General features: G+C 65.1%; 19 protein-coding genes and 1 tRNA gene. 9 read left to right on the top strand and 11 right to left on the bottom strand.

Going from position 1 to position 23,700, the window contains the following annotated elements; translation table 11 throughout:
* Nucleotides 1–4: 4 nt before the first annotated feature.
* Genes E4O92_RS23560 through E4O92_RS23550 form a run of 3 tightly spaced genes read right to left on the bottom strand, consistent with a single transcriptional unit; the run spans nt 5 to nt 4,210 of the window.
* Nucleotides 5–1,432 (bottom strand): efflux transporter outer membrane subunit, encoded by a 1,428-nt coding sequence (locus tag E4O92_RS23560; protein ID WP_135192077.1) that lies wholly within the window; start codon nt 1,430–1,432, stop codon nt 5–7.
* Nucleotides 1,429–2,541 carry an HlyD family secretion protein gene (locus tag E4O92_RS23555; RefSeq protein WP_135192076.1) on the bottom strand — a complete coding sequence of 371 codons (1,113 nt, stop codon included), beginning with the start codon at nt 2,539–2,541 and terminating at the stop codon, nt 1,429–1,431. The genes E4O92_RS23560 and E4O92_RS23555 overlap by 4 nt, the downstream gene beginning before the upstream one ends.
* 1 nt (nt 2,542) lies before the next feature.
* Nucleotides 2,543–4,210, bottom strand: a complete 1,668-nt coding sequence (locus tag E4O92_RS23550) for an MFS transporter (protein WP_135192075.1) — start codon at nt 4,208–4,210, stop codon at nt 2,543–2,545.
* Between the two features lie 365 nt (nt 4,211–4,575).
* Between E4O92_RS23550 and E4O92_RS23545 the strand changes: the two genes are divergently transcribed.
* Together E4O92_RS23545 and E4O92_RS23540 are read left to right on the top strand one after the other, a co-directional pair.
* The gene (locus tag E4O92_RS23545) at nt 4,576–5,757 is read left to right on the top strand and encodes a dienelactone hydrolase family protein (RefSeq protein ID WP_229483710.1); all 1,182 of its coding nucleotides are present in this window, start codon (nt 4,576–4,578) and stop codon (nt 5,755–5,757) included.
* A 444-nt stretch (nt 5,758–6,201) separates the two neighbouring features.
* Nucleotides 6,202–7,401 carry an esterase/lipase family protein gene (locus E4O92_RS23540; RefSeq protein WP_135192073.1) on the top strand — a complete coding sequence of 400 codons (1,200 nt, stop codon included), beginning with the start codon at nt 6,202–6,204 and terminating at the stop codon, nt 7,399–7,401.
* 269 nt (nt 7,402–7,670) lie between these two features.
* On the opposite strand, the gene E4O92_RS23535 is transcribed toward E4O92_RS23540, so the two are convergent.
* Together E4O92_RS23535 and E4O92_RS23530 are read right to left on the bottom strand one after the other, a co-directional pair.
* Nucleotides 7,671–9,548 (bottom strand): hybrid sensor histidine kinase/response regulator, encoded by a 1,878-nt coding sequence (locus E4O92_RS23535; RefSeq protein WP_229483700.1) that lies wholly within the window; start codon nt 9,546–9,548, stop codon nt 7,671–7,673.
* A 291-nt stretch (nt 9,549–9,839) separates the two neighbouring features.
* Nucleotides 9,840–11,450, bottom strand: coding sequence for a response regulator (locus E4O92_RS23530; protein WP_135192071.1), 1,611 nt, complete (start codon nt 11,448–11,450; stop codon nt 9,840–9,842).
* Between the two features lie 196 nt (nt 11,451–11,646).
* On the opposite strand from E4O92_RS23530, the gene E4O92_RS23525 reads away from it, so the two are divergent.
* Complete coding sequence (locus E4O92_RS23525) at nt 11,647–11,937, top strand: HNH endonuclease signature motif containing protein (protein WP_229483698.1); 291 nt, start codon at nt 11,647–11,649, stop codon at nt 11,935–11,937.
* A 79-nt stretch (nt 11,938–12,016) separates the two neighbouring features.
* Here the strand turns inward: E4O92_RS23525 and E4O92_RS23520 are convergent, their stop codons facing one another.
* The 6 genes from E4O92_RS23520 to garD form a co-directional block, all read right to left on the bottom strand.
* Nucleotides 12,017–13,018: a questin oxidase family protein gene (locus E4O92_RS23520; RefSeq protein WP_135192070.1), complete on the bottom strand. Its 1,002-nt coding sequence runs from the start codon at nt 13,016–13,018 to the stop codon at nt 12,017–12,019.
* Nucleotides 13,019–13,121: 103 nt separating this feature from the next.
* Entirely contained in the window at nt 13,122–13,478 is a 357-nt protein-coding gene (locus E4O92_RS23515) for a hypothetical protein (RefSeq protein WP_135192069.1), read from the bottom strand.
* A 288-nt stretch (nt 13,479–13,766) separates the two neighbouring features.
* Nucleotides 13,767–13,967 carry a hypothetical protein gene (locus E4O92_RS23510; protein WP_135192068.1) on the bottom strand — a complete coding sequence of 67 codons (201 nt, stop codon included), beginning with the start codon at nt 13,965–13,967 and terminating at the stop codon, nt 13,767–13,769.
* 71 nt (nt 13,968–14,038) lie between these two features.
* A tRNA-Asn gene (locus tag E4O92_RS23505) sits at nt 14,039–14,114 on the bottom strand.
* Nucleotides 14,115–14,166: 52 nt separating this feature from the next.
* Nucleotides 14,167–14,991, bottom strand: coding sequence for an NAD-dependent epimerase/dehydratase family protein (locus E4O92_RS23500; RefSeq protein WP_135192067.1), 825 nt, complete (start codon nt 14,989–14,991; stop codon nt 14,167–14,169).
* 46 nt (nt 14,992–15,037) lie between these two features.
* Complete coding sequence (gene garD / locus E4O92_RS23495) at nt 15,038–16,612, bottom strand: galactarate dehydratase (RefSeq protein ID WP_135192066.1); 1,575 nt, start codon at nt 16,610–16,612, stop codon at nt 15,038–15,040.
* A gap of 154 nt (nt 16,613–16,766) precedes the next feature.
* Between garD and E4O92_RS23490 the strand changes: the two genes are divergently transcribed.
* The 6 genes from E4O92_RS23490 (at nt 16,767) to E4O92_RS23465 (ending at nt 23,559) form a co-directional block, all read left to right on the top strand.
* Nucleotides 16,767–17,468 carry a FadR/GntR family transcriptional regulator gene (locus E4O92_RS23490; RefSeq protein ID WP_135192065.1) on the top strand — a complete coding sequence of 234 codons (702 nt, stop codon included), beginning with the start codon at nt 16,767–16,769 and terminating at the stop codon, nt 17,466–17,468.
* A 385-nt stretch (nt 17,469–17,853) separates the two neighbouring features.
* On the top strand, nt 17,854–18,606 hold the full coding sequence (locus tag E4O92_RS23485; protein ID WP_135192064.1) for a FadR/GntR family transcriptional regulator: 753 nt from the start codon (nt 17,854–17,856) through the stop codon (nt 18,604–18,606).
* Between the two features lie 99 nt (nt 18,607–18,705).
* The gene (gene kdgD / locus E4O92_RS23480) at nt 18,706–19,614 is read left to right on the top strand and encodes a 5-dehydro-4-deoxyglucarate dehydratase (protein ID WP_135192103.1); all 909 of its coding nucleotides are present in this window, start codon (nt 18,706–18,708) and stop codon (nt 19,612–19,614) included.
* Nucleotides 19,615–19,641: 27 nt separating this feature from the next.
* Nucleotides 19,642–21,222, top strand: coding sequence for an aldehyde dehydrogenase (NADP(+)) (locus E4O92_RS23475; protein ID WP_135192063.1), 1,581 nt, complete (start codon nt 19,642–19,644; stop codon nt 21,220–21,222).
* 82 nt (nt 21,223–21,304) lie between these two features.
* The gene (locus E4O92_RS23470) at nt 21,305–22,696 is read left to right on the top strand and encodes an MFS transporter (protein ID WP_135192062.1); all 1,392 of its coding nucleotides are present in this window, start codon (nt 21,305–21,307) and stop codon (nt 22,694–22,696) included.
* Nucleotides 22,684–23,559 (top strand): SMP-30/gluconolactonase/LRE family protein, encoded by an 876-nt coding sequence (locus E4O92_RS23465; protein ID WP_135192061.1) that lies wholly within the window; start codon nt 22,684–22,686, stop codon nt 23,557–23,559. The genes E4O92_RS23470 and E4O92_RS23465 overlap by 13 nt, the downstream gene beginning before the upstream one ends.
* The last annotated feature ends 141 nt before the right edge of the window (nt 23,560–23,700 follow it).

Here is a 23,700-nt window from a genome sequence, read left to right as displayed (position 1 = left end):
GCAGTCACGGCGCCCTGTTGCCTTCAGAGTCCTTGGCGCGCCCGGGAGTCCAGCCGCCTCCCAGCGCCCGATACAGGTTGACATGGGCCGCGAGCAGGTTCTGGCGCAGCTGCAGGACGTTGATCTGTGCGCTGAACAGGTTGCGCTGCGCGTCCAGCTCCTCCAGGTACGAGGCATAGCCATTCGCATAGCGCTTGTGCGCCACGCGCAGCACCTCGGCCTGGACCAGCTGCCGCGCCTGGGCTTCGCGCAGCTGGTCGCCAAGGCGCTCGATCGCGTCCAGGCTGTTCTCGGTTTCGGCAAAGGCATTGCGCACCACGCTCTCGTATGCAAACACCGCCCGGTCGCGCAGCGAGGCGGCAATGTCGGCCTGAGCGCGCAGGCGGCCGCCATTAAAGAGCGGTGCCAGCACGCTGGCGCCAATGCTCCACAACTGGAACGGCTCTTGCACCAGCTGCTTCAGGCTGTACGCATACATCCCGTACGATGCGTTCAGGCTGAGCGAAGGCAGCAACTTGTCACGCGCCGCCGCCAGGTTGGCATCTGCCGCCGCCACCGCTTGCTCGGCCTGGGCGATGTCGGGGCGCCGGCGCAGGAGCTCGGACGGCAGCCCGGGGGCGATCGATGGGGCATTGAGCTCGCTGAGCGTACGGCCGCGCGCAACCGGTCCCGGATTGTCGCCGACGAGCACGGACAGCGCGTTCTCCTGCTCTCCGATCGCCTGTTCAAGCTGCGGCACCACGCCGGCGGCCGTATGCAGCTCCGCCTCGGCCTGCGCCAGCTCGAGCCGCGAGCTGTAGCCGACTTCGAACTGGCGCCGTGCCAGGTCGAACGAACGCTGGCGCGAGATGAGCGTGTCGTGCGCCACCACCAGTTGGGCGTCGAGCCCGCGCAGGTTCAAGTAGCCTGACGCCACGGTAGCCGCGACCGACAACGCCGCCGCGTCGGCTGCGGCCTGCTGCGTCTGGTAATCGAAGCGCGCCGCCGCGGTCGTCGCGGCCAGGGCTCCGGACAGGTCGACCTCATAGCTGGCCGTTACGCCGCCAGTAATCGCCGCGATCTGGATCGGCGTACCGAACGGCCCGATGAGGCGCGACTTGCTCGGGCTAAGGTTCGCATTCAGTTCCGGCCGTTGTGCGCTTTGCGCCACGATCACGCGCGCCCGGTACTCCTGCAGCCGGGAGCGCGCCGTGCGCAGGTCTGCATTGTGCTCCAGTGCCTTGCGCACCAGCGCGTCGAGCGCCGGGTCGTCGAACGCGCGCCACCAGTCGCGCTCGACTTTTGATTCCGGCCCGACGACCGGCGTTCGCCACGCAGGCGGCATGACCAGGGTCGATGCGGGGGGCTTTTGCGGCGCCATGCCGCAACCCGCGAGCACGAGCGCAAGCAGCAGGGCCGCACCAACGCGCGCCTTGCCGGCGGCACGCCTCATTGCCGGCGTCCCTGTGGCCCCGACGCGGTATCGATGCTGACCACGACCGACATGCCGGGCCGCAGCCGCCGCGCCAGCGGCTGATCGGTGTCGATACTGATGCGCACCGGGATGCGCTGGGCGATCTTGACGAAGTTGCCGGTCGCGTTGTCGGGCGGGAGCACGGCGAATTCGGAACCGGTGGCCGGCGAGATGCGTTCAACAATCCCGCGCAGCCTGGCGTTGTTAAGCGCATCGACCGTGAAAGTGGCGCGCTGGCCCACGTGCACGTTGGCCATCTGCGTCTCCTTCATGTTGGCGATTACCCAGGTCACCGGCGGCACCAGCGCCGTCAGCTGTGCGCCCGAGTTGACCCAGGCGCCCAGGCGCACCGTCACCTGTCCCAGCTGGCCATCGCGTGGCGCCACGATGCGCGTGTTCGACAGGTCGATTTCGGCCAGCCGGATCGCTGCCTGCGCGGTTTCCACCGCCGCCTTGAGCGAGTTGAGGTTGACGCTTACCGAACGCAGGTTCTGGCGCCCGATCTCGAGCGTGGCGCGGGCCTGTTCGGTCGCCGCCGATGTCTGCGCATACGTGGCGCGCGCGGCGTCGAGCTCGCGTGTGGACAGCGAACCGTCGGCCGCCAGCTCCTCGACCCGCCGCAGGTCGGCCTGCGCCTTGCGCTGTTGCGCCTGGGCGTTGACCAGCGCCGCCTGGTTCTGGGCCACCGTCGCTTGCGCGCTGCGGTTGGCCTGCGGGTAGTTGGCCAGCGCGGCGAGCGCGGTGTGCAACTGGGCGTGCGCCTGGTCCAGGTGCTGACGATAGATGCGGTCGTCGATCTGCATCAGGAGTTCGCCCTGGCGCACGTACTGGAAGTCCTGCACGTGAACCTCGACCACGTAACCGGACAGCTGGGGACTGATGATCGTCACCTGGCCGTTCACCATCGCGTTTTCGGTGCTCTGGATCGCGCTGCGAAACGGCGGCAGCTCCCAGGCGTACAGGACGATCAGCACGCCGGCCAGCGCCAGCACGGCAAAGACGAGCGCGCTCAGCCAGACTTTGCGCTTCGGCTTCTGGGGCGCAGCGCTGGTGGGCGTGGAAGCTGGTGTCGCGGTGGCTTCGGCCATGTCAGTCGGTCAGTTGAGGAGGAACGGCCGGCGGGCCAGGCGGCGCGGGCGGCGCCAGCCTGGCCTGGCGCCGGAGATACAGCGCGCGGCCGATCACCCACATCGCGTGCAGCGTGGCCAACAAGGCGATCAGCATGAACACGTCGTTGTAGGCGAGGACGTTGGCCTCGCGGTTGGCACTGGCGGACAGGGTGGCGAGCGCCTGTCTGGTGCGCGCGGCCGGGTCGGCGATCGCGCGCCCGAATGCACCGGCGGTGCGTTGGACTCTGTCCGCGACCAGCGGATCGAGCGCAGTCAGGTTACCGACGAGCTGCGATGAGTGGAACTTTTCGCGCGCCACCTGGAACGTGCCGATCAGTGACGTGCCGATCAACCCGCCGAGGTTTTGATTAAGACTGAACATCACCGAAAAACTGACCAGGTTGGACGGGTTGGCGACCACCTGGCTTATCAGCGATATGACCAGCGGACCGAGGAACAGCGCGCCGCCGAACCCCAGCAGGCTCTGGCTCAAGTACATCTGTGGGGGCCGCGTCACATTGGTCGTGTGCGAATCGATCCAGGCGCCCAGCGCCATGATCAAGAGGGCGACCGCCTGTGGCGCCAGCAGGTGGTCGATATTGACGGTGACCGCCGCCACCACGGTGCCGAGAATGGTGGCCAGCACCACGATGCCGAACAGCGTCGTCATTTCGTTGTTGTTCAGGCCCATCAGGCGCAGGAACGCGACCGCGCCCACGCTCTGCTCCGATTGCACGACGCGCACCAGGATCATCGCCAGCCCCAGCCGGACGATGTTGCCGTTGGTGAGCCAGCGGATATTGAGCAGCGGGTTGGTGCGGTTGTGCTCGACCGCGATCGCGGCCACGATCAGCACGATCGAGGTGGCCAGCGCGATGCCGACCCACGGCGTATCGAACCACCACAGCAGGCGCCCGAAGGTCACTGCCACCGACAGCAACGCCACGCCCGGCGCGAACAGGGCAAAGGTGAGGAAATCGGTCCGCCGGAACACCTTGTAGTGGTCGCCCGGCGGCAGCTTGAGCGCCACCGTGCAGGCCAGTGCCAGCAGCGCCAAGCCCAGCTCGAACATGTATAGCCCGCGCCACTCGCCAAACTGCAGCAGGTCGTTCGAGAAGATGTATGCCAGCGGCACCGGCAGTTGGGAAATACCGAGCGACAGCGCGGTGCCGCGCAGGCGCGTCTCGCGTCGCGGAAAGGCCTGCAGCGTGTAGTACAGGCCGAGCGTCGACAGTGCGCCTCCCACCAGCCCGTGCGCGCCACGCACCATGATGGCCGAGGCAAGGTCGTTGACGAACAGGTGCGCGAACGTCACCACCGCATACAGCACCAGGAACAACTCGGTGAACAGGCGCAGGCCGAACTGCTGGCGGAATTTCACCAGCAGCAGGTTCATCGAGGCATTTGTCATCACATAGGCGACCGGCAGCCAGTTGGTCTCGGTCGAATAGGCGCCCAGCACGCCTTGCAGGTTGACCAGGTTGGCCGATACCAGTGCGTTGCCCAGGCCACCGGTCAAGGTGACGATCGTGCCCACGGCCAAATAGGCAATCCGCATCGAGAACGGCCGCCCCTGTGGAAACGAGGGCGAGCCGGGCAGGCTTGGCCGCTCTTCCGGATGCCATTCGCGCGGGCGGTACCTGCTCATGCCCCCTCCCCGGCCGTCAAGCGCGCGCCGGCGCCGCCACGCATGCCAAGCGCGGCGGCGCAGGGTAGCTGGGCGCGGCGGTCGTCACCTGTGTTCATGCGCGAAATCCTTCGCACCCGATTATCGGCCGGTTGTGGCAATAGTGGCCACACGCGTAGATTTATCTCTGGGAATTGCCTAAACGGATATTGCTCTCGAAAATCTGGCTGCTTAGAATCAATTATTCCCCTGAGCAATCAGTCCCCAACCGCCAGCGATATCGCTCCAACGGCGGGCCGCACTCGAGAGTTTCCATGTTTAGAGTACGACCATCTGTTCGCAAACTTACCACCGCACTTCTTGCCAGCCTCGCGCTGCTGCCAGGCTTGGCAATCGAACAAGAACTTCAGCTCGACTACCGCCTCAACGAACACATCGAGCTGGTGCCCGCCGGCCGGAACCATCAGGCGATGCTTGAAACGACCGTGTTCCAGCCCAACGGGCCGGGGCCGTTTCCGCTCCTGATCCTGAACCACGGCAAGGATCCCGGCCGCCCCAACCTGCAGCCGCGCGATCGTTTCTACCACATGGCCATGGCGTTCGTGAAACGCGGCTATGCGGTGATGGTGCCGATGCGCCAGGGCTTTGCCAACTCGACCGGACGCTACCACGACCACGGCTGCGACATGACGGCCAACGGCTACGCCCAGGCCGAGGATATCCTGTCCACGCTCGAGTATGCGCGCGCCCAGCCGTGGGTCGACCGCGACCGTATCGTGATCGCCGGCCAGTCGTACGGCGGCCTGGCGACGATCGCGCTGGGCACGCGCGATCTGCCCGGCGTGCGCGGCCTGATCAATTTCGCCGGCGGCCTGCGCGACGATTCGAACAACTGCGGCTGGCGCTCGGCGCTGGTGTCGGCGTTTGGCGAATACGGCAGCAAGGCCAGGCTGCCGAGCCTGTGGATGTATGGCGAGAACGACTCGCTGTTCGGGCCGGACCTGGCCGCGCGCATGCACGACGCCTATGTCCAGAATGGCGGCAGGGGCCGCCTGGTCGAATACCCGGCGTTCAAGCGCGATTCGCATGGCATGGTTGCCAGCCGCGACGGCGAAAAGGTATGGCTGGCCGATACCGAGCAGTTCCTGCAGCAGGTCGGCATGCCGACCAAGGTGCTGTACGACATTCCGGAAGCGCCGAGCCCGGCCGAGACCAACTTCGCCAAGATCGACGATGTCGACTCGGTGCCCTTCCTGTCCCAATCCGGGCGCGGCGCTTACCGCGAATACCTGACCAAGATGACGCCGCGCGCTTTCGCGATCTCGCCCAGCGGCGCCTGGTGCTGGGCCGAGGAAGGCGAAGACCCGGACGCGCGCGCGCTGGCGACCTGCTCGGCCAAGAGCAGCCAGCCGTGCAAGCTGTACTCGGTGGACGAGAAGGTGGTCTGGAACGGCGACAGGATCGACGCTGCCGAGAAGGCTGCCGTGACGGCATCGCTCACGCCGGACAATGGCGCCGCGACCGCCAACGGCGCCGTGGGGGGTACCGCTTTGGCGAAGGGTAACTGACGATAGTACGGCCGTAGGGTGCGCACCCGTGCGCACGCGGTACGGTCGAATATCGTTGGCTCCGGTATCACGCGTCGCAATACGGTTGGCCGGTACATGCACGCACCACGTGCGTGTGCAGACGCCAACTATCGGCCACCGTACCGCGTGCGCACAGGTCCTCGGCGGCCCCGCGCCCCCTACGCATCTGTCACCGCCGCTGACTGCGATTTCGCTTCGCTACACTGCATTTGTCATACCGCGCGCCCCCCTACTTTCCCCTTCTTTACGCAGTTTCGTGCTTCTGCGACATCGCGCGAGGCAAAACTGACGCTGTCAAGCAACTTTCGCACCAACCGCGCGCACGGCCGGGATCGTTTTTCGGCTTTACCGATTTAGCACAAATCCCGCGCACTGCTCAGCTCCGACAATGAGAGTCCTGCTGCATTCGATGGAGAGAGCAACATGTCGCGTTTTTCCGCAGGCCTGGCCGCCGCCCTGCTCGTGCTCGCCGCGCTGTGCCCGGCGCAATCGGCCCTGGCCACGAACAATGATCCGGTCGTGCTGGTGCACGGATTTCTCGGCTTCGGCCCCGACCAGTTCAAGGCTTCCGGTTTCAAGTACTGGGGCGGCTACGGCGACATCGCGGCCCACATGCAGGTCTACAAGGGTCCGCACGCCGTCTATGCCGCCGGCGTCGGCGCGATCAGTTCCAACTGGGATCGCGCGGCCGAGCTGTACGCGCAGATCAAGGGCGGCTGTGTCGATTACGGCGCCACCCACGTGGCGCACCAGGGCCTGCCCGGACAGGTCCAGAAACCGGCGGGCAAGTGCTGGGCCGCCGATCCTGACCACAACCCGCACCACTACCCGCTCGCGTTCTACCCTGCCTGGGACGCCAGTCACCCGATCCACATGATCGGCCACAGCCAGGGCGGCACCACGATCCGCGCGCTTATTCAATTGCTGGAACACGGCTCACCGGACGGCGACGAAGGCGGCGGCGAGTTGTACAAGGGAGGCAAGATCGGCTGGATCAAGAGCGTGACCACGATCTCGTCCCCCCACAATGGCACCACGCTGCCCGACGCGGTGCTCGACTTCCTGCCGAACCTGCACTCGCCGCTGCGCGACTGGCTCGACACCAGCATGACCCGGTGGGAGATGGCACCGGACGGCGCACGCGACTTCAATCTGTGGGCCCAGACCTCGCCGTACGTCTACTACTTCTCGATCGGCACGCAGGCAACCGAAGCCGGGGCGTGGTGCTGCAACGGAACCGACCGCGTGCTGGCCCCCATCCAGAACAGCGCCTACCAGTATCCGCGCGCCGACATGATCCCCTACTTCAAGCTGTTCGCCGGTGAATGGATCGTCGGCGCAGTGAACCAGCACGGCATGGGCGGCTACACGCAGCACGCGGCCGGGCGGGTTCGGGTAGACAGCGACTGGTTTGTCAACGACGGCGTGGTCAACACCAACAGCATGCGCGCGCCCAGCGGCCATCCGGTGCGCGACTACGACGGCAGTTCGATACGGGGTGTGTGGAACTTCCTGGGCAACTATCCGGGATACGACCACTTCGACATCCTGAACTGGCCTAATCCGGGGCCGTCAGCCGATCCGGTTTACGACCGGATCAGCGACATCATTTTTGGCCTGTAGACCGCGCCGCGCTAATTAGGCACAAAACGCGAGCCGGACCGTACGGCTAACCGGGTGCGTAGGGGGCGCGGGGCCTTTGATGCCCTGTGCGCACGCGGGCACCGTGTCCTGGCTTGCGGCTACCTTGCGAACCGGCTGCGTTCGCAAACCGCGTGCGCAGCAAAGCTGCACACCCTACGGGATGCGTTGCGGGTCAATCCGTATTGCGTGGACGCGGAGCGGGTCAATCCGTATTGCGCACGGCGACCAAGATCAGCACGCCCACGCCATCAGGCCGCGGTGCGCAGCGCGCGCGCCAGGTCGGCCAGCCGGTAAGGTTTGTTCACGAAAGCGAAATCGTGCAGGTCCGCGTGTTTCATCTTCAGCGCCGGCAGCGGATAGCCGGAGGCGAGAATGACCTTGACCGCCGGGTAATGCTCGCGCGTGAAGGCCGCAAGCTCGATCCCGTTCATTTCGTCCGGCATGATGACGTCCGTGAACAGGATGTCGATCTGCTGGTTCGCCAGGGTCTTGATCGCATCCTGCGCGCTGGCGGCAGTCGTGACCTCATACCCCATGTTGATGAACAGTGAAGCGGCCACGTCTATGAGGTCCGGCTCGTCCTCGACGATCAGCACCCGCTCGTTCACGTTCACGGGTGCCGCAGTGCCGCCCTGCTCCACCGCCGGCAGATAGATCGACATGGCCGTGCCTTCACCCAGCACCGAGTCGATCACGATCTCGCCGCCGGACTGCTTGATGAACCCGTACACCTGCGACAGGCCCAGGCCGGTGCCTTTGCCGACCTCCTTGGTCGTAAAGAATGGCTCGAACGCACGCGACGCCACGTCGGCCGGCATGCCGGTGCCGGTGTCGCTCACCGTGACCTTGGCGTACGTGCCGGCCGCGAGCGTGCCGACTTCGCGCTCGGCCAGCGTGACGTTGCGGGTCGAGACGGTCAGGCGCCCGCCGAGCGGCATCGCGTCGCGCGCGTTGACCACCAGGTTCAGGAGCGCGGACTCGAAGCGGGCGCTGTCGAGCACCGCGCTGTGCAGGTGCGGGTCGAGGTCGAGCGCGAACTCGATCGACGCGTTGCCGGCGCGGCGCAGCACCGATTCGAAGCCCGAGATCAGGCGGTTGATGTTGCGCGCCTCGGCGCGCAGCGGCTGCTGGCGCGCGAACGCCAGCAGTTGCTGGGTCAGGGTGGCGCCGCGGTCGATCGCGCGGCGCATGCTCTCGAAGGTCTTGGCATCGCCGCTGTCCTTGCGGCGCAGGGTCAGCACCTCCAGGCCGCTGGCCAGCACCGACAGCAGGTTGTTGATGTCGTGCGCGATGCCGCCGGTAAGCTGGCCGATCGATTCCATCTTCTGCGACTGGAACAGCGCGCGGTTGGCCTCCGCCAGCGCCTCCTCGGCCGCTTTCTTCTCAGTCAGGTCGCGCGTGATCTTGGCAAAGCCGACCAGCTCGCCCGCTTCGCTGCGCACCGCGTCCACCACCACATGCGCCCAGAACCGGGTGCCGTCCTTGCGCACGCGCCAGCCTTCGGACTCGTAGCGGCCAACCCTGGCCGCAGTCTGCAGCGCATGCTCCGGTGTCCCAACGGCGCGGTCCTCGTCTGTATAGAAACGGGAGAAGTGCTGGCCGATGATCTCGTCGTAGCTGTAGCCCTTGATGCGCTCGGCGCCCACATTCCAGTTCGTGATCAGGCCCTCGGGCGAGAGCATGTAGATCGCATAGTCGGTCACCCCCTGCACCAGCAGGCGGAAGCGCTGCTCGCTGTCGCGCAGCGCGTCGAGCGCCTTCTTGCTTTCGGTCACGTCGCGCGTCACCTTGGCAAAGCCGACCAGCTCGCCTCTGTTGTCGTAGATCGGGTCGATCACCACGTTGGCCCAGAAGCGCGTGCCATCCTTGCGGACACGCCAGCCCTCGGCCTCGTATTTGCCTTCGGCCTGGGCGATCGACAGCGCGCGCGCCGGCTCGCCGGCCGCCCGTTCTTCCTCAGTGTAAAAACGCGAGAAATGCTGGCCGACGATTTCCTCGGCCGTGTAGCCTTTGAAGCGTTGGGCGCCGGCGTTCCAGCTGCTCACATACCCGTTCGGATCGAGCATGTAGATCGCATAGTCCCGAATCCCGGCGATCAGGTACGCGAACCTTTGTTCGTCAGTCATGTGTGGTCGGGTGGCTAGGCGATTATTCATGGGGCCTTCTCATGGGGCCTTCTGGCCTTCCTTTGGCTGAATACTTCCTATCATATTCGCCAAGCGGCAACAGTGGCCACACCCTTGGGCGGCAGGCTGCCTGGCAGCGGCACAAGTACGACAAAACTATTCGACACCACAACGTCGTCGCCGACATTACGGCCGTGAAAGGTAGGGAAGACTGTTTCACGGAAAAAAGATTATCTCACAATTTGCCGTTCCACCCTGTCAACCATGTGCGCAGCAACCGCTCTGTCCAGTTCAACCTGGCTTCGCGCCGCGCTGGCGCAGCAAGTGACGGATACGGTTGCAGAGCGTATCGGAGTGATAGGGCTTTTGCAACAGATGCACGCCTGGTTCCAGCTTGCCCTCGTGCGCGAGCACGCCCTCCGCACACCCCGAGGTGTACAGGATCTGCGCGTCGGGCAGCTTTTCGCGCAGCACCTTGGCCAGCTGCAGACTGCTGACCGAGCCTGGCATGATCACATCCGTGAACACCAGGTCGATCCGGCGACCGCTGTCGATGATTTCGAGCGCCCCGGCGGCATCGACGGCCTCCAGCACCTGGTAGCCGAGGCCGGACAGGATGCCGCAGGTCGGGCTGCGCACGCCCGGCTCGTCTTCCACCACCAGGATGGTCTCGCCGCCGCCGGACAGCGGCTGGTTCGCCTGGTCATCGTGCGCGCACGGCCCGACAGCGCTCCGGGGCAGGTAGATCTTGACGCTGGTGCCGGCGCCCACGCTGCTCGTGAGGACGATCTCGCCGCCCGATTGCTTGACGAAACCATAGACCATCGACAGGCCCAGGCCAGTCCCCTGCCCGGTTGGCTTGGTGGTGAAAAACGGCTCGAAGGCGCGCTGCAGTACTTCGGGCGCCATGCCGCGGCCGGTGTCGGACATTTCGATCAGCACATATTCGCGCGCCGGCATCTCAGGCGGCAAGGCACTGCCCGGGCCGGCATTGGCGGCACGGATCGTGAGCGTGCCGCCGCCATCCATCGCGTCGCGCGCATTGATCGCCAGGTTCAGCAGCACGTTGTTGAACTGGTTGGGATCGACCATGACGTTCCACAGGCCGGCCTCGATCTCGGCTGCCACGCGCGCACGCGCGCCCAGCACGCGGCGTATGATCTCGTCCATCTCGCCCAGCAGCTCACCGGGATCGATCACCACCGCCTGCAGCGGATGGCGGCGTGCGAACGCGAGCAGGTGCGACGCCAGCTTGGCGCCGCGCTCGACGCCGGCCAGCGCCATTTCCACCCGCGCGCGTGCGGCCTCGTTCAGGCCCCCGGTCAGCTGGAGCAGCTGCAGGTTGCCGGAGATAATCTGCAAGACGTTGTTAAAGTCGTGCGCCACGCCGCCCGTCAGCTTGCCGATCGCCTCCATCTTCTGCACCTGGTACAAGGCCGTCTGGCTGGCCGCCAGCTGTTCCTGGCTGTGGCGCAGCGAGACGAAGGCGGCGTCGCGCTGGCGCCGCGCGAGGCTGGCATCGCTGTGGTAGCGCACGCGCGCCACCAGTTCGCGCCGGTCGGGCCACTTGACCAGGTAATCGTTGGCGCCGGCCGCAAAGCCCTTGGCCTTGATCTCAGGATCGTCTTCGGAGGACAACAGCATGACGGGGATGTGCTCGGTGTCACGGTCGGCGCGCAGACGGCGCGTGACCTCGAAACCGTCCAGGTCCGGCATGCGCAGGTCGACCAGCACCACCGTCGCCCCGGCTTGCTTTGCCACCTGGACGGCCCGCGCCGGATTCGCTTCGTAGTGCAGCGCGTAGGGGGCGCACTCCTGCAAACTGTGCTCGATCATGTTCTGCGCGAACGGTTCGTCGTCGATCAGCAAAACGGAGCAGTGGCTAAAATCGTGTTCGATCATTTTTTCCAGCGCAATGTTTATGTCCGGAGAACCATTGTAAAACGGTAAGTTTGATTCTAGACCACAATTTAACAAAGCGATGTCGGCAATCGTGCGCGTGCATACGCAACGCATAAGGACTGATGCGGGCCCACCTTGCAATGCGCGCCAACCAGCGCCACCATTGAACGGGCTTGCCGATATTTGAGAGGTCTACGTGTCCGAACAAAACTGTCCGCTGTGCGGCCGGGAGCTGGGGACGGTGAACATCGACCGCCACCACCTGATCCCGAAAACGTTCAAGGGAAAAGACCAGTTCCCCATCCATAAAATCTGCCACCGCAAGATCCACTCGGTGTTCACTGAGCGTGAACTGCTGCGTGAATATCACACTTGGGAGGCGCTGCGCGAACACGAGGTCATCCGCAACTTCATCAACTGGGTAGCGAAAAAGCCTTCGGGGTTTTATTCGCGTACCCAGACCGCCGGCAGGAAAAGGACAGCGTGACGGACCTGCGCATCGGGCAGATCGCTGCGTTCCCCGGATAGAGGATGGGGTGGGGACTATGCGGGCCGTGGCCGGCCCATCAGGAATCGAGCAGTCCGGCCTGCGCCAGTGAACGCGCCGCCACCTGCAGGTATGCAGGCTCGCCGTATTGGCGCCACTCGGACAATGCCGCATAGCACAGCCTCGTCACGTGGTCGTCCTCGGCCCGCATCGCCAGCGCCGCGATGTCCCGCTCCGTGAGTTCTGCGTCTGGCAAAAGGTCTTGCTCACCTGGCTGGGCCGGCGGCACGACGGTGAGATAGGCGACCAGCGCACCCTGCCACATGTAGCGCAGCGCAAGCGCCTTGTCGCTCGCGTAGGGCAGCGCCAGCCGGAAGGCATGGCAGGCAATGAGCACGTGCAGCAGCGTAAAGTCCGCGTGCTTGCGGTAGGCCTCGAGCGCAAAGCGCGCAATCTGCTCCAGCCCCGGCGGCTCTTTTGGCTGCAGCACCGGCCCCGCCAGCGCGGGATGCCAGGAGATTTCCAGCAACTTGTCGGTGATGATCCCTGGCTCCAGCGTATAGCTGGCCACCCTGGAACGCAGCCGCACCGCGATCTCCTCGAGCGTGCCCTGTGCCGGATCGAGCGACAAAGGCAGGCAGACGTATTCGCTGGCCCAAAATGCCAACGCATGCGCGATCTCACCCTCGATCGCCGTGTCGACCGCATAGCCAAACCGGATCAGCGCATGAAAGGCCGCACCGGCAAGGCCCGGCATCAACACTGGCATCCAGTCGCGCAACACCGCGTCAAGCCCGGACTCACTGATGCGCTGCTCAAAAAACGCCGCAAAGCGGGCGAAGTCGTCGGCGCTGCCCAGATATTCATGCGGATCGAGCGCGGCACGCGCCGCAGGCCTGAGCCGCAGCCGCCGCACGTAGCGCTCCGCGAATCCGCTCAAGGTGGGAGGATCCGCGCCGAGCCGGTCCAGCGCGACCAATGCCATCGGCAGGTGATTGGCCTGCCGGTGGCCGTACATCGGCGCGTAATGCCGCGTGTCAGCGAGGAGTTTACTGCACGCCTGCGAAATGCTGCTGCCCATAACGCTCCCCCTTCAAGACCAAAGTCTTTTAACTCAATGTAGCACTGCGAATGCGGTCAGTCCAAGTTTCTTGGGTAAGTTCCCTACCCTAACTTGCGCGATCCTAGCGGCCGCCACCGCATGCGACCTGTTTGCCGTCGTCGGAGCGTTGGCAATGGGCGGCCAACCCACCACAGGCGACCGATTTTCCATTCGAAGACTTTTGGCAATAAGTGGCCAATCCGCCACAAGCGACCATATTGCCGTCCGACGATTGCTGGCAATAGGTCGCCTTGCCGCCGCACGCGACCATCCTGCCGTCATCCGACTGCTGGCAGTAGGTGGCGCCAGACGTCTCGGTGCCGCCACGATTGGTCGGCTGGGCATCCTTGCCGCCGGCGGCGATCACGCATCCGGCAGTCGACAATGCCAGCAGCAGCGGCAGGACGAGTCGGCGTAGTTCTTGATTGAAATTTTTCACGGGCCGGGTATTCAAGTTGGATTAACAGAAGATTAATCCGACTTGATCGTATTGACAACCAAATCCTTGAGTTAGGTCAATACGGTGCAGTTACTTTTGGTACCGCGTCGCATGAATGTCGGAAATTTGTAGACTTTTTTCGGACATGCTGTGCTTGCCTTGCGCCACGGCCAGAAACGACAAAGGGAGCGGCGATTGCTCGACGCTCCCTTCAATATTTTGGCTCCCCGACCTGGACTCGAACCTGGAACCTGCGTTCGAGCCTCACGCCACCAGTGAGTATGTAGTTCAGGCCAGCGCTTCCTTTGCCGCTTCTTCCGGCGTCAGGCCGTCATAGAACAGGTCCGTGAACCACTCCACCTGCTCTTCGATATGGTCCTGGGCCTCTTTTTCCGTAGCGCCGCCCTTGACCAGCCAGCCTTCCACTTCGATGCACCACTGGATCAGTTCCAAGGTTTCCGGATCAAGTTCTTCATTCTTCTTTGGCACGTCTATTCCCCCTGCGCATACAAAGCAAAAAGCCCAACCGGTGAGGGCTGGGCTCTCTGCTTGAAAAATTCTGGCTCCCCGACCTGGACTCGAACCAGGGACCTGCGGATTAACAGTCCGTCGCTCTACCGACTGAGCTATCAGGGAAAGGAGGCTGTATTATAGCCGGTCAATTCCGGTTTTACCAGCCTGTCCAGCATCAATCTTTGTAGATCGGCCCCTGGGTCACGAACGGACCGCCCTGGTAGATCGTCGACGCGTCGTCCTTGGCCGGATACTCGGCGCTCAAAGGGAACAGGTGATCGAACGCGGCCGAGCTGTCCTTCGGACGATAGCCCAGGTGCGCGGCCTTGGTATTGTCGTACCACTGCTCGCGGTTGTTCGACACGCCGTACACGATCGTGTGGCCCACGCGCGGCTGGAACAGCGAGCAGCGCAGCAGCTCGGTCAGGTCGTCGTAGGACAGGTAGGTCACCATCATGCGGCGGGTCTTCGGCTCCGGGAACGACGAACCGATGCGGATGCAGACGGTCTCAAGGCCGGTGCGGTCGAAGTAGTAGCGCGACAGGTTCTCGCCGAAGCACTTGGAGATGCCGTACATGCCGTCCGGACGTACCGGCGTATCGGCGTCGATCACCTCGGTCTGGCGGTGGAAGCCCATCGCATGGTTCGAGCTGGCGAACACGATGCGCTTGACGCCGCACTTGTGCGCGGCTTCATACAGGTTGTAGGTGCCGATGATGTTGGCCTGGACGATGTCCTCGAAAGCGTGTTCGGTCGAGACGCCGCCGAAATGCAGCACCGCGTCCACGCCTTCCATCAGCTTCAGCACAGCCGCCTTGTCGGACAGGTCGCACTTGACCACCTCTTCGCCAGCGCGCGCCGGATCCATTTCGCCGATGTCCGACAGGCGCACCACGTCGGCCCAGCCGCCAATACGCTCGCGCAGGACACGTCCCAGGCCGCCCGCGGCGCCGGTGAGCAGGATTCGTTTGAACGGCTTGCTGATTGTCTCGTTAGTCATGTTGTCTTTAATGCGAAGTACACAAAAAAATGGCGATTGCGGCGAATCAGGTCACCGGCGCCGGGTTGAACAGCACCAGCGAATTGTGCAGCTTCCACTGCTCGGCCCAGGTCTTGCGGCCGCTGGCCACGTCGAGCAGCAGCTGGAACAGCTCCCAGCCGACGTCGGCGATGCTTGCCCCCTCGGTCGTGATCCGGCCGGCGTTCACGTCCATCAGGTCGTGCCAGCGCTGCGCCAGCGCGGTGCGCGTCGCCACCTTCACCACCGGCACCTCGGCCAGGCCGTACGGCGTGCCGCGGCCAGTGGTGAACACGTGCAGGTTCATGCCGGCGGCCAGCTGCAGCGTGCCGCAGATGAAGTCGCTGGCCGGCGTCGCCGCGTAGATCAGGCCCTTTTGGGTCAGCTTCTCGCCCGGCGCCAGTACGCCCGAGATCGGCATACTACCCGATTTGACGATCGAACCCATCGCCTTTTCGACAATGTTCGACAAGCCGCCCTTCTTGTTGCCCGGCGTGGTGTTGGCGCTACGGTCGACGCCGCCGCGCTTGAGGTAATTGTCGTACCACGCCATCTGGTCGATCATCTTCTGCGCGACCTCGTCGTTGATGGCGCGCGAAGTGAGCTGGTCGATACCATCGCGCACCTCGGTCACTTCCGAGAACATCACGGTCGCGCCGGCGCGCACCAGCAGGTCGGTGGCAAAGCCCACCGCCGGATTCGCGGTCACCCCCGAGAACGCGTCGCTGCCGCCGCACTGCACGCCGACCACCAGTTCCGATGCCGGGCAGGTCTCGCGCTGGCGCTTGTTCAGTTCCGCCAGGTTCTCCTCGGCGGTTTTCATGATCGAGTCGATCATCGACATGAAGCCGACATGGCCCTCGTCCTGCAGGCACACGTGGTCCGGCTCTTTCGCCTCGCCGTCGCTCTTGATCGGGATCGTCCCCTTCGGGAACAGGCGTGCCGGCTGCAGCTTTTCGCAGCCGAGCGAAACGACCATCGCGCGGCCGCCGAAATTGGGGTTCAGGCTGATGTTGCGCACGGTGCGGATCGGGATCGCCGCGTCAGGCGCATCGATCGCCACGCCGCAGCCGTAGGTGTGCTCCAGGCCCACCACATCGTCCACGTTCGGGTACTTCGGCAGCAGCTCGGCCTTGATGCGCTTGACCGCGTAGTCGACCACGCCCGCCACGCACTGCACGGTGGTGGTGATGGCCAGGATATTGCGCGTGCCGACCGAACCATCCGGGTTACGGAAGCCCTGGAAGGTGTATCCTTCAAGTGGTTCGACCACTTTTTCGACACGGGTGGCGATCGGGAGGTTGTCCAGTTCGCGCGCCGGCGGCAGCTTGACCTGCGGCTCGGCGATCCACGTGCCCGCAGGCAGATCGTAGGCAGCATAGCCGATCGTCACGTTGTAGCGGGTGACAGGAGCGCCCTCGGGGATATCGACCAGGGCCACCTTGTGGCCTTGCGGTACGCCGTCGCGCAAGGTCAGACCACATGGGAAAACCGAGCCGGCGGGCAGGCCGCCGTCGTTAACGACAATGGCGACGTTGTCGTTGTCGTGCATCTTGATGTAGCGCGGGGCTTTAGCGGTCACGGAGGAGGACGCTGAACTCATCTATACTCTCATTTGATAGAACTTGCTGGCCGCGCGCAAGCCGAGCGGCTTAAGGCTTCAAGTATGCCAGCAAAAAATATCGCTGGCTAGTCCACCTGCTAGAATTGGTCTAACCACTTTTCGATCGGCCGACCAAAATGCAACACGGGATAAAATGACTACAAAACATACCGCATTGCTAGACACTACCAGCAACGAACCGAGGCTATACCGGGTCGTTGCCGACCGCATCCAGCAGATCATCCGCGACGAACGCATCCACCCCGGCGGGCGATTGCCGTCCGAACGCGACCTGGCCACGCGGCTGGACGTGAGCCGCGCCTCGCTGCGCGAAGCCCTGATCGCGCTCGAGGTCAGCGGCACGATCGAAGTGCGCGGCGGCTCCGGCATCTACGTCAGCTCCGTGCCCGAACCGGACGAAGCGCTGTCCGAAGCCGGGCCGGGCCCGTTCGAGGTGCTGTCGGCGCGGCGCCTGATCGAACCGGAGATCGCCGCGATCGCCGCGCGCGTGGCGACCGACAGCGCGATCGACGCCATCTTCCAGGCGGCGCAGGACATGGAACTGCGCCATGCCGACAAATCGAGCAACGAACAGGCCGACCGCGCCTTCCACAGCGCCATCGCGCGCGCCACCGGCAACAGCGCGCTGGTGGGCGTGATGGACTACCTGTGGGACCAGCGCGGGCGGCTGTGGCACCGGCTCAAGGAGCACTTCCAGACCGAGGAACTGCGGCAGGAGACGCTGGCCGACCACCGGCGCGTGGTGCAGGCGATCGCCGAGCGCGACCCGGCCGCCGCGCGCAAGGCGATGCGGGCGCACCTGGAGCGCGTGACGCGCACGTTCTCGCGCGGGTGACGAAGCACAAAGCCCGAGTCAGGCCGCACGGCTTAACAATGGCGGAGGGGGCGCGGGGCCGCCGAGGACCTGTGCGCACGCGGTTCGCGAACGATGCGTCGTAGCGCCGCCGCCGCGAGCCGACAACCGGTGACTGGAGGCGTAGGGTGCGCACCTGTGCGCACGCGGTACGGCAGCGTCAAGTTTGCGTCCGCGTGCGACCGACACCTCTACGCACCGTTCGCGAACCGCGTGCGCACAGGTGCGCACCCTACGTCGCACGGCGCTGACCACGTTGCACGGGCGTCCGCCAACTCGTTGACACCCAAATAGTTGTACGACATCATACGATAAATCCCGGCGTATAATTACCAGTTTGTCGACCCATTACACCCATAAGAGACAGATGAGCACACCCGCCCCTCACCCCGCCGCCGTTCCGCGCAAAAAACCCCGCAGCCTGGCCCAGGCCGTCGTTGACGAGGTCAGCCACGGCATCGCCGAGGGCCGGCTCAAGCCGGGCGACAAGCTGCCCACCGAGTCCGCCATCATGGGTCTGCACGGGGTCAGCCGCACCGTAGTGCGCGAGGCGATCTCACGCCTGCAGGCGGCCGGCCTGGTCGAAACCCGGCACGGCATCGGCACCTTCGTGCTCGAGCGTCCGCAGCCGGGCCTGGCGCTGGGCACCGACAGCATCGTCACCGTGCGCGACGTGCTCGCGATCCTCGAACTGCGCATCAGCATGGAGACCGAAGCGGCCTGGCTGGCCGCCTCGCGCCGCACCGACGAGCAGGTGACCCAGATGCAGGCGGCGCTGGCGGAAATGAAGGCCAGCATGAGCAGCGGCAGCATCGCGGTCGAGGCCGACAGGCGCTTCCACCTCCTGATCGCGCAGGCCACCGGCAACCGCTATTTCGTCGAGATCATGGGCCAGCTGGGCCGCGCCATCATCCCGCGCGCCCGCGTCAACACGCCCGGCATGGCGCAAGACCAGCCGCTCGACTACCTGCAGCGCATCCACCACGAACACGAAGACATCTACAACGCCATCGCGCGCCGCGACCAGGAGGCCGCGCGCGCCGCGATGCGCACCCACCTGTCCAACAGCCGCGAACGGCTGCGCCAGGCCCAGCAACGCATCGAATCGGCCACAAGCTAAGCGAGGCCGGCAGTTTTCGCTTGCTTATCGGCACGCATAGTTGTACGATGACGTATCTCTTAACCTGAACACCCCCTCATCCACTGGAGACATACGATGATGAACCCGCAAGAACTCAAACAAGTCCTCTCGCACGGCCTGCTGTCCTTCCCGGTCACCGACTTTGACGCCAACGGCGACTTCAACCAGCGCGGCTACGCCGAGCGCCTGGAATGGCTGGCACCGTTCGGCGCGAGCGCGCTGTTTGCCGCCGGCGGCACCGGCGAATTCTTCTCGCTGACCCACGGCGAGTACTCGTCGATCATCAAGACCGCGGTTGACACCTGCCGTGGCAAGGTCCCCATCCTGGCCGGCGCCGGCGGCCCGACCCGCAGCGCCATCCAGTTCGCGCAGGAAGCCGAGCGCCAGGGCGCGGCCGGCCTGCTGCTGCTGCCGCACTACCTGACCGAAGCGAGCCAGGATGGCCTGGTCCGCCACGTGGAAGAGGTCTGCAAATCGACCAACCTCGGTGTGGTCGTCTACAACCGCGCCAACTGCCGCCTGGACGCCGATTCGCTCGAGATCCTGGCTGACCGCTGCCCGAACCTGATCGGCTTCAAGGACGGCATCGGCGACATCGAACTGATGGTCTCGATCTGGCGCCGTATCGGCCACCGCTTCTCGTACCTGGGCGGCCTGCCGACCGCGGAAGTGTTTGCTGCCGCCTACAAGGCCATCGGCACTCCGGTATACTCCTCGGCGGTGTTCAATTTCGTCCCGAAGCTGGCAATGGACTTCTACCACGCCACCGCGGCCGGCGACATCGCCACCACTGACCGCCTGCTCGACCAGTTCTTCCTGCCGCTGCTGAAGATCCGTAACCGCAAGGGCGGCTACGCCGTCAGCATGGTCAAGGCCGGCTGCCGCCTGGTGGGTCACAGCGCCGGTCCGGTGCGCGCACCGCTGACCGAACTGACCCAGGAAGAAGAAGACATGCTGCACAAACTGATCCTGGCACAGGGCGCGTAATCTCCGTCAACCCAACAAGGAGCAAAGATGCAAATTACGGGCGAAATGCTCATCGGCCAGCGCGCGGTGCGCGGCAGCGCAGGCAGCCTGCGCGCCGTGAACCCGGCGCTCGAGGCCGAGATGGAGCCGGCGTTTGGCCTGGCTACCACGGCGGACGTGGAGCTGGCCTGCACGTTGGCCGAACAAGCCTTTGACGTGTACCGCAACATCGATCTCGAGAAGCGCGCAGTGTTCCTCGAGACCATCGCCGATCGCATCATGGCGATCGGCCCGGCGCTGATCGAGCGCGCCACCCAGGAATCGGGCCTGCCGGTGGCACGCCTGGAAGGCGAGCGCGGTCGCACCTGCAACCAGCTGCGCCTGTTCGCCAAGGTCGTGCGCGACGGTTACTTCCTGGACGCGACCCTGGACTCGGCCCTGCCCGAGCGCACCCCGCCGCGTCCCGACCTGCGCCTGCAGAAAATCGGCCTCGGTCCGGTGGTCGTGTTCGGCGCATCGAACTTCCCGCTGGCGTTCTCGGTTGCCGGTGGCGACACCGCATCGAGCCTGGCAGCAGGCTGCCCGGTGATCGTCAAGGCGCACAGCGCCCACCCCGGCACGTCCGAACTGGTGGGCCGCGCGGTGCAGCAGGCCGCGCGTGACTGCGGCATGCCGGAAGGCGTGTTCTCGATGATCTTCGGCGACGGCCGCAACGTCGGCCAGGCGCTGGTATCGAACCCGGCGATCAAGGCAGTCGGCTTCACCGGTTCGCGCCAGGGCGGCGTCGCGCTGATGAAGACCGCGGCCAGCCGTCACGAGCCGATCCCGGTCTACGCCGAGATGAGCAGCGTGAACCCGGTCTTCATGCTGCCGGGCGCGCTGCAGCAAGGCGGCGCCGGCCTGGCGCAGGCCTTCGTCGATTCGCTGACCCTGGGCGTCGGCCAATTCTGCACCAACCCGGGCCTGGTACTGGGTCTGGCGGGCGGAGAGTTCGACCAGTTCGTAGGCGACGCCGTGGCCGCGCTGGCTGGCAAGGGTGCAGGCACCATGCTGACCCCGGGCATCCACAAGGCCTACACCGGCGGTATCGAGCGCCTGGACGGCATCGATGGCGTGACCCTGCTGGGTCGTGGCAAGGCCGAAGGTGCGGGCTGCGCTGCGCAGGCTGCGATCTACCTGTGCGAAGCGCAGGCCTACCTGGCCAACGCGGCGCTGGGCGACGAAATCTTCGGACCGGCATCGCTGTTCGTGCGCTGCCGCGACGAAGCCGAGTTGCTGCAGGTGGCGCGTCACGTCGAAGGCCAGCTGACCGCAACCGTGCATGCGACCTCCAGCGACCGTGAACTGGCTGCGAACCTGCTGCCGGTCCTCGAGCGCAAGGCAGGCCGTATCCTGTTCAACGGTTTCCCGACCGGTGTCGAAGTGGCGCATGCGATGGTGCACGGCGGCCCGTTCCCGGCGACGTCCGACAGCCGCACCACTTCGGTGGGCGCGAGCGCGATCGATCGTTTCCTGCGTCCGGTGTGCTACCAGAACGTCCCCGCAGACCTGCTCCCGCCGGCCCTGCAGGACGCTAATCCGCTGCATCTGGCACGCCTGGTTGATGGCGAGTTGCGAGTCTCTAAGTAACACCGCAAGCCATTAAAGCGGCACGGCTGGTGCGGAGACGCCAGCCGTTAAAGCAACAACCATAACCAAAAGAGGCCTGGCCATGAATCAGCAAGCCCTGGGCAAGTACAGGTGGACTGTCTGTGCCCTGTTGTTTTTTGCAACCACCGTCAACTATCTCGACCGGCAAGTCCTGAGCTTGCTTTCGCCAGCCTTGACAAAGGAATTCGGCTGGTCAAACTCCGATTACGCCAACATCACCGCCGCCTTCCAGTTCGTCTACGCGATCTCGATGCTGTTTGCCGGCCGCGTGATCGACAAAATCGGCACCAAGCGCGCCTACATGGTCGCGATTTTCATCTGGTCGATCGGCGCCGTCGCCCACGCCTATTCCGAGGCGGTCGGCCATGGCGTGAACAACCTGCTGGCCACCCTGGGCCTGGCCGCCGTGCCGGTCTCGGTCGCTGGCTTCATCATCGGGCGTGCCGTACTGGCGCTGGGCGAAGCTGGTAACTTCCCGGCAGCGATCAAGGCCACCGCCGAGTACTTCCCGAAGAAAGAGCGCTCGTTCGCGACCGGCATCTTCAACTCGGGCGCCAACATCGGCGCGGTGCTGGCACCGCTGACGGTGCCGCTGATCGCGCAAGCGTGGGGCTGGCAAACCGCCTTCATCCTGATCGGCGCGATCGGCTTCGTCTGGATGATCGCCTGGCAGCTCTACTACGACGACCCGGCGATTCAAAAGCGCCTGTCCAAGGCCGAGCTGGACTACATCAACAGCGACCGCGCCGCCGAGCCGGAGCCGGTGGTGGGCGCCGCAACGCCCAAGACCTCGTGGTTCAAGCTCCTCTCCTATCGCCAGACCTGGGCCTTCACCATCGGCAAATTCATGACCGACGGCGTCTGGTGGTTCTTCCTGTTCTGGCTGCCGAAATACCTGTCCTCGACCTACGGCATGAGCACCCCTGACCTGACGCTCCCGCTGTTCGTCCTGTACAGCATGACGATGGTAGGCAGCATCGGCGGCGGCTGGCTCCCGACCTGGTTCATCAACCGTGGCGACAGCGTCTACAAAGGCCGCATGAAAGCGATGCTGACGATCGCCGTGTTCCCGCTGGTGGTCCTGCTGGCCCAGCCGTTCGGCTCGATCAGCTTCTGGGTACCGGTGCTGCTGATCGGCGTGGGCGCCTCGGCGCACCAGGCGTGGTCGGCCAACCTGTTCACCACCGTCTCGGACATGTTCCCGAAACACTGCGTGGGTTCGGTGGTCGGCATCGGCGGCATGGCCGGCGGCATCGGCGGTGTGCTGATCACCAAGCTGGGCGGCTGGCTGTTCGACTACTACGGCGCCAAGGGCCACCTCGAAACCGGCTACATGATCATGTTCACGATCTGCGCGCTGGCCTACCTGGTCGCGTGGACCATCATGAAGCTGCTGGTGCCAGTGCACAAGGAAATCACGCTGACGAGCAAGGAGCCTGAGTGGACCGCGTAACCAAAGTCGAAGGCGTCGCGTGCGCCACGGGCGAAAGCCCGATCTGGAGCGCACGCGAAGGCGCCTGGTACTGGGTCGACATCCCGGCCAAGCGCATCTGGAGCCTGGATGGCGCGGGCCGCCTGCGCCACTGGGACGCGCCCGAGATGGTCGCCTGCATCAGCTTGAAGGAAAGCGGCGGCCTGATCGCCGGCATGGAAACCGGCATCTTCAGCCTGCAGCTGGGCGACGATGGGCAGGTAGCCGCCGAGCGCCTGGCCACCCCGCCCGAGCTCGGCCCCGGCATGCGCTTTAACGACGGCCGTTGCGACCGCCAGGGACGCTTCTGGAGCGGCACGATGGTGATGACCGACGTGCGCGCCGACGGGCGCCTGTACCGCTACACGAGCGCCGACGGCATCTCCGCGCCGGTGGTATCCGGCCTGGTGACGCAGAACGGCCTGGCGTGGTCGCCCGACGGGCGCACCATGTACCTGTCCGACTCGCACGCGTCGCGCCAGCTGATCTGGCGTTTCGACTACGACGTGGACGCCGGCATGCCGCACAACCAGCAACTGTTCGTCGACATGAACCAGCACCGCGGCCGTCCCGACGGCGCGGCGGTCGATGCCGACGGCTGCTACTGGATCTGCGGCAACGACGGTGCCTGCCTGCTGCGCTTCACCCCTGAAGGCAAGCTGGATCGCACCATCGAACTGCCGATGACCAAGCCGACCATGTGCACCTTCGGCGGCCCGGACCTGGAGACGCTGCTGGTGGCGTCCATCAGCCCGGGCGTGCGTCCGGACGATGCCGAGGCCGGCTCTGTCGTACTGGTCAGGCCAGGCGTCAAGGGCGTGCCCGAAACGCCGTTCCGCGGCTGATTTCCCCTCCCCCTCACGGCGTGGGTGCATCTTGCCCACGCCGTTCCTCCCTTCCCCATCTAGTTTTACGCCTGGTCGAACCTACGCGTAGGGTGCGCACCTGTGCGCACGCGGTACGGTTGATCAGAGGCAGCGCGTAAT

It is taken from the genome of Massilia horti (assembly GCF_004614195.1).
In the GTDB taxonomy this organism is placed as follows: domain Bacteria; phylum Pseudomonadota; class Gammaproteobacteria; order Burkholderiales; family Burkholderiaceae_D; genus Telluria; species Telluria horti.
The sequence above is the reverse complement of the archived record's forward strand: the minus strand, read 5'-3'. Positions and strand labels throughout refer to the sequence as shown.